The 6,349-nt window shown below is 75.0% G+C and carries 7 protein-coding genes; all 7 read left to right on the top strand.

What is annotated here, in order from left to right; genetic code table 11:
• The coding region (gene eccCb, locus KIK08_RS36340) for a type VII secretion protein EccCb (RefSeq protein ID WP_214407857.1) at positions 1–1,752 on the top strand (1,752 nt) is incomplete at its 5' end.
• Between the two features lie 184 nt (positions 1,753–1,936).
• Entirely contained in the window at positions 1,937–2,251 is a 315-nt protein-coding gene (locus KIK08_RS36335; RefSeq protein WP_214407856.1) for a WXG100 family type VII secretion target, read from the top strand.
• Positions 2,252–2,261: 10 nt separating this feature from the next.
• Positions 2,262–2,549, top strand: a complete 288-nt coding sequence (locus tag KIK08_RS36330) for a WXG100 family type VII secretion target (RefSeq protein ID WP_214407855.1) — start codon at positions 2,262–2,264, stop codon at positions 2,547–2,549.
• A 351-nt stretch (positions 2,550–2,900) separates the two neighbouring features.
• Positions 2,901–3,344 carry a 50S ribosomal protein L13 gene (gene rplM / locus KIK08_RS36325; RefSeq protein WP_214407854.1) on the top strand — a complete coding sequence of 148 codons (444 nt, stop codon included), beginning with the start codon at positions 2,901–2,903 and terminating at the stop codon, positions 3,342–3,344.
• A 47-nt stretch (positions 3,345–3,391) separates the two neighbouring features.
• Positions 3,392–3,928, top strand: coding sequence for a 30S ribosomal protein S9 (gene rpsI, locus KIK08_RS40725; RefSeq protein ID WP_214407853.1), 537 nt, complete (start codon positions 3,392–3,394; stop codon positions 3,926–3,928).
• Between the two features lie 2 nt (positions 3,929–3,930).
• Positions 3,931–5,271 carry a phosphoglucosamine mutase gene (glmM, locus tag KIK08_RS36315; protein ID WP_214407852.1) on the top strand — a complete coding sequence of 447 codons (1,341 nt, stop codon included), beginning with the start codon at positions 3,931–3,933 and terminating at the stop codon, positions 5,269–5,271.
• A gap of 111 nt (positions 5,272–5,382) precedes the next feature.
• Positions 5,383–6,349: serine/threonine-protein kinase (locus KIK08_RS36310; protein WP_214407851.1), on the top strand; the 967-nt coding region annotated here is incomplete at its 3' end.

Here is a 6,349-nt window from a genome sequence, read left to right as displayed (position 1 = left end):
CGGGCGCCGCAGCCGCCCCCCGACGACGCCGGCGCGCCCACGGTCCTGGACACGGTGCTCGCCGCGATGGCCGGCGACGGCCCGCCCGCGCACCGGGTGTGGCTGGACCCGCTGGCCGACCCGCCGCCGCTGGACGAGGTGCTGGGCCAGGTCGTCGAGCTGGCCGGGACGGGCCTGCGCGCGCCCGGCGGCGCCGACCTGCGCGTCCCGATCGGCCTGGTCGACCGGCCCTACCAGCAGCGGCGCGACCCGCTGGTGGTCGACCTGGCCGGTGGCAGCGGCCACCTGGCCGTCGCGGGCGGCCCGCGCTCGGGCAAGTCGACCGCGTTGGCCAGCACCGTGCTGGGCCTCGCGCTGACGCACACGCCGGCCCAGCTGGGGGTGCACGCGCTCGACTTCGGCGGCGGCGCGCTGGCGGCACTGACCGGGCTCCCGCACGTGGGGACCGTGGCCGACCGCCACGAGCCCGACCTCGTGCGCCGCACCGTCGCCGAGTTCTCGGCGGCCCTGGCCCGCCGCGAGCGCCTCTTCCGCGACGCAGGCGTGGCCTCGGTCGAGGTGTTCCGCGCCCGGCGGGCCGGAGGGGAGTTCCCGGACGAGCCGGCCACCGACCTGCTGCTCGTCGTCGACGGCTACCTGACGCTGCGCGGCGGCGAGTTCGACGACGTGGAGCAGCGGCTGCTCGGGCTGGCCGCCCAGGGGCTGGCCTACGGGCTGCACCTCGCGGTGTCGGTCACCCGGTGGAGCGAGCTGCGCCCGGCGCTGAAGGACCTGATCGGCAGCCGCGTCGAGCTGCGGCTCGGCGAGCCTGCCGAGTCCGAGATCGACCGGAGGGCGGCGGCCGCCGTCCCGTGCCGGCCCGGTCACGCGCTCGCCCCGGACGCCGCGCCCGCCCTCGTCGCGGCGCCGCGGTTGGCCGCCGGAGCCGGTGACACCACGGCGCTGGTGGAGGCGGTCGCGCGGGCCTGGTCGGGGCCCGCGATGGCGCCGGTGCGGCTGCTGCCCGAGCTCGTCGGCGTCGACGAGCTGCCCGCGGCGCCGTCGGGCATCGCGATCGGCGTCGACGAGGAGCTCGCCCCGGTCGCGGTCGACTTCGCCGTCGAGCCGCACCTGATCTGCTTCGCCGACGCCGAGAGCGGCAAGACCGGGCTGCTGCGGCTGCTGGCCGGCGCGATCACCGAGCGGCACGGCCCCGAGGAGGCCCGCATCGTGCTCGTCGACCACCGGCGCACGCTGCTGGGCGCGGTCCCCGACTCGCACCTGATCGGCTACACGAGCACCGCCGACGCCACGGCCGAGGTCGCCGCGGAGGTGGCCGGGTCGCTGCGCCGCAGGTTGCCCGGGCCCGAGGTGACGGCCCGCGAGCTGCGCGAACGCAGCTGGTGGAGCGGCCCGGAGGTGTACCTGCTCGTCGACGACTACGACCTGGTCGCCCCCGGCGGCGGTGTGCCGCACCCGCTGCTGGCGCTGGCCGAGTTCCTGCCGCAGGCCAAGGACGTGGGCCTGCACGTCGTGCTGGCGCGCCGCTGCGGCGGGGCGGGGCGGTCGCTGTTCGACCCGGTGCTCGGGCGGCTGCGCGAGCTGGGCACGCCGGGGCTGGTGCTCAACGGCAGCCCGGACGAGGGCGCGCTGGTCGAGTCGGTCCGCCCGGCCCCGGGCCCGCCCGGTCGCGGGGTCCTGGTCGACCGGCGCCGCGGTGCCCGGCGGATCCAGCTGGCGTGGGCCCCGCAGGCGCCGGACGAGGGCGGCTGACCGGCCGCGTCCGATCGTCAGGAAAGCCACCTCCAGGACGTCCGACGTCCTGGGGGTGGCTTCCTGGCACTCGGCGGGAGGGCGCCGGATTTGCACCCGCACACGGTTTCGCCCGTTCCGCCCCGCGGCCCCGCCCCCGGCTGCGACCGTTCCCGTCACGGAATCGAACAGGGAGTGATCGCTGATGGTGAACGAGGGCTTCGGCACGACAGTCGAGGAGATGGACCGCGCCGGCAAGGAGGTCCTCTCGGTGAACGACACGGTGCAGTCGGACCTGGCCATGCTGCGCAACCGGCTGGCGCCGCTGGCCGGCGGTTGGCGGGGCGACGCCGCCGCGGCGTTCGGCCGGTTGATGGACCGCTGGGACGCCGACGCGCGCGTCATCAACGATTCGCTGCGCACCATCGGCGTGTCGATCAGCGCCTCCGGCGCCGACTACCGGGCGCACGAGGAGCAGAACGCGGCCGGCATGTCGAGCATCCGCGCGGCGCTGGGCTGAGGGGACGACGATGCCTGAGATCAAGGTCACTTTCGGCGCCATCGACGCCGCCCGCGCCGACGTCGCCGGCACGGCCAACCGGATCAACACCCGCCTCGCCGAGCTCAAGCGGATGCTGGCCCCGCTGGTCGCCTCGTGGGACGGCGCCGCGGCCGAGGAGTACCGCACCGCGCAGCGCAACTGGGACGCCGCCGCGGGCGACCTCGCCCAGGTGCTCAGCCAGATCGCGGTCGCGCTCGGCTCCGTGCACGACGGGTACCGCCAGGTCGAGCAGGCCAACGCCGCGCGCTGGCGCTAGCGCGACCCATCGGCAGCGGGCCGCACCACCCGGCGGCCCGCCCCACCGCACCGGCCCGGACACCGCCACCCCGGCGGCGTCCGGGCCGGTGCTCGTGCGCCGGGACGAGGCTGCGCGAACGGGCGAACGAGGGGGCGCTCCCGGCGCACCGCCGCGCTGTGGAGGGGGCGTTTTGACCCCGCTCAGCGGCGACGGGTACCCTCGGTCTTCGACAGTGCGGTGGGTGGATGCCCGCAGCCGTGGTCCCATGGCTGCGACGGCCCATCGGGGCCCCGGCGCCCGCTGCACCCCCGCACCGAAGGCAGCTCCCGAGCGACTCGGCAGAGCAGACGACAGCGACGAGGTAGGTCCGTGTCCACGTACAGCCCCAAGCCCGGCGATATCTCCCGCGCCTGGCACGTGATCGACGCTACGGACGTGGTGCTCGGCCGGCTGGCCGTCCAGGCCGCGACCCTGCTGCGCGGCAAGCACAAGCCGATGTTCGCGCCGCACATGGACACCGGCGACTTCGTCATCATCATCAACGCCGAGAAGATCGCCGTGTCCGGCAACAAGCGGACCGACAAGTTCGTGTACCGCCACAGCGGCTACCCGGGCGGTCTGCGCCAGCGCTCGGTCGGCGAGATGATCGAGAACCACCCCGACCGCCTCGTCGAGAAGGCGATCAAGGGCATGCTGCCGAAGAACAAGCTCGGCCGCGCGATGAGCAAGAAGCTGAAGGTCTACGCGGGCCCCGACCACCCGCACGCCGCGCAGAAGCCGGCCGCGTTCGAGATCACCCAGGTCGCGCAGTGACCAGCGCCGACGCGACCGGACCCGAGTCTGTGGAAGAAGGACAGCCCGTGACCACCCCCGAGCCCGAGAACGAGGTCGTCGAGGAGGCCGTCGAGGACGCGTTCGACGAGACCTTCGACGCCGATGGCGTCGAGGACGTCGAGGCCGTCGAGGACGTCGAGGTGGACCTGTCGGCCCCCGAGGTCCCGGCCTTCGCCGACCGCCCCGTGCAGACCGTCGGCCGCCGCAAGGAGGCCGTGGTGCGGGTGCGCCTCATGCCCGGCAGCGGCCAGTTCCGGCTCAACGGGCGCTCGCTGGAGGAGTACTTCCCGAACAAGCTGCACCAGCAGCTCATCCGCGAGCCGCTGGTCACGGTCGAGAAGACCGAGCGCTTCGACATCTTCGCCAACCTGCGCGGCGGCGGCACCTCCGGCCAGGCCGGCGCGCTGCGCCTGGCCATCGCCCGCGCGCTGATCGAGGTCGACTCCGAGGACCGCCCGCCGCTGAAGAAGGCCGGCTTCCTCACCCGCGACCCGCGCGTCATCGAGCGCAAGAAGTACGGGCTCAAGAAGGCCCGCAAGGCACCCCAGTACAGCAAGCGCTGACCTTGGGCGGGCGGCTGTTCGGCACCGACGGCGTCCGCGGACTGGCCAACGGCGAGCTCCTCACCCCGGAGCTCGCCGTCGCGCTTTCCGCGTCCGCCGCCCGCGTGCTCGCCGAGCGCGACCGGTCGCACCGACCGGTCGCGGTCGTCGGGCGCGATCCGCGGGCCAGCGGCGAGATGCTGGAGGCCGCGGTGCTGGCCGGGCTCACCTCGGCGGGCGCCGACGCGGTGCGCGTGGGCGTGCTGCCCACCCCCGCGGTCGCGCACCTGGTCGGCGCGCTCGACGCCGACCTCGGGGTGATGATCTCCGCCTCGCACAACGCCATGCCGGACAACGGCATCAAGCTGTTCGCCTCCGGCGGGCACAAGCTGCCCGACGCGCTCGAGGACGCGATCGAGGCCGGCCTGCCCGGCCCGACCGTCCGGCCGACGGGCGCGGCCATCGGACGCGTGCGCGATCTGCCCGACGCGGTCGGCCGCTACACCGAGCACCTGCTGCGCAGCAGCCCCACCCCGCTCGACGGCATCAAGGTCGTCGTCGACTGCGCCCACGGGGCCGCTTCCGAGGCCGCGCCGCTGGCCTACCGCCGGGCGGGCGCCGAGGTGATCGCGCTGCACGCCGAGCCGAACGGGCTCAACATCAACGACGGGGTCGGCTCGACCCATCTCGGGCCCCTTCGGCAGGCGGTCGTCGCCTACCGGGCCGACCTGGGCATCGCCCACGACGGCGACGCCGACCGCTGCCTCGCCGTCGACGCCACCGGCGCCGAGGTCGACGGCGACCAGATCATGGCCGTGCTGGCGCTGGCCATGCGCGACGCCGGCCGGCTCGTCGACGACACGCTCGTGGCCACCGTGATGAGCAACCTGGGCCTGCACATCGCGATGCGCGAGGCCGGGATCGCCATGCGCGTCACCGGCGTCGGCGACCGTTACGTGCTGGAGGAGCTGCGCGCGGGCGGGTACAGCCTGGGCGGGGAGCAGTCCGGGCACGTGGTGCTGCCCGCGCACGCCACCACCGGCGACGGCGCGCTCACGGCGCTGCGGCTGATGGCCCGGATGGCCGCCACCGGCAAGCCGCTGGCCGAGCTGGCCTCCGTGGTCACCACGCTGCCGCAGGTCCTGGTCAACGTGGCGGTGGCGGACCGGCAGCGGGTCGCGACCGACGCCTCGGTGCAGGAGGCGGTGCGCGCCGCCGAGGCCGAGCTGGGCGACACCGGTCGCATCCTGCTGCGGCCATCGGGCACCGAGCAGCTGGTCAGGGTGATGGTCGAGGCGCCGACGGTCGAGCAGGCCAAGTCGGTCGCGGGCGGCGTCGCCGAGGTCGTCGCGGCCGTCGGCTGACGCACCGCGGTTCCCGCTCCTCGTTCGGGGGTCCCCCGGACGGGTGGAGTGTCGGTGCTGGTTGCTAGCGTCGTCGCACGGAGGCGTACCCCTGATGACGACTGGCCCTCGATGACCACTGGCAACGACGCCGCGACGAGCGTGCTCGCCGCGGCGCGGATCACCGGCTTCGACCGGGTGGTCGAGATCGGCCGCGGCGGTTTCGCGGTGGTCTACCGCGCCCGCCGGGTCGCGTTCCAGCAGGACGTCGCCATCAAGGTGCTCACCCTGTCCTCGGTCGACCCGTTCGCCCAGGCCCGGTTCGAGCGGGAGCGCCAGGTGCTCGGCGCGCTGGCCCAGCACCCCTACATCGTCACCCTCTACGACGGCGGCACCACGGTCGACGGCTCGCCGTACCTGGTCATGGAGTACCTGCCGGGCGGCACCCTGTCCGAGCAGCTGGAGCGGGGCCCGCTCGACGTCCGCCGGGTCGCCGACATCGCCGTCAAGCTCTGCGGCGCCCTGGAGACGGCCCACCGCACGGGCGTGCTGCACCGCGACATCAAGCCCGACAACGTCATGTTCTCCCGCTACGGCGAGCCCGTGCTGGCCGACTTCGGCATCGCCCGGATGAGCGGGGCGCTGCAGACGCAGTCGGGCGTGGTCAACGCGACGCTCTCGCACGCGCCGCCGGAGGTGCTGGAGGGCAAGCCGCCGACACCCCGTTCGGACGTCTACTCGCTGGCCTCCACGCTCTACGCGCTGCTCGCCGGCGCGCCCCCGTTCATCCGCGGTGCCGAGCACTCGCTGACCTCGCTGATCGGCCGCGTCCTGACCGAGCCGCCGCCCGACCTGCGCGCCAAGGGCATCCCCCCGGACGTGTGCGCGGTGCTGGAGCGGGCGCTGGCCAAGGACCCGGACGAGCGGCCGCGCAGCGCGCTGGAGTTCGGGCAGGCGCTGCAGCACCTGCAGCGGATCAACGGGGTCGCGGTGTCGCCGCTGATCGTCGAGCAGGTGGGCGACGTCGCCGTCGAGGAGCCCGGCTGGCCGGGCTCCTCCGGTCCGCCGACGGCCGGCGGCCCCGCCCCGTTCGCCGGCC

Source organism: Pseudonocardia lacus (genome assembly GCF_018531445.1).
In the GTDB taxonomy this organism is placed as follows: domain Bacteria; phylum Actinomycetota; class Actinomycetes; order Mycobacteriales; family Pseudonocardiaceae; genus Pseudonocardia; species Pseudonocardia lacus.
The sequence above is the reverse complement of the archived record's forward strand: the minus strand, read 5'-3'. Positions and strand labels throughout refer to the sequence as shown.

Bases quoted from the DNA above. Each gene is read 5' to 3' on its own strand.
- KIK08_RS36335 (WP_214407856.1), top strand. From the start codon at position 1,937: ATGGTGAACGAGGGCTTCGGCACGACAGTCGAGGAGATGGACCGCGCC.
- KIK08_RS36330 (WP_214407855.1), top strand. From the start codon at position 2,262: ATGCCTGAGATCAAGGTCACTTTCGGCGCCATCGACGCCGCCCGCGCC.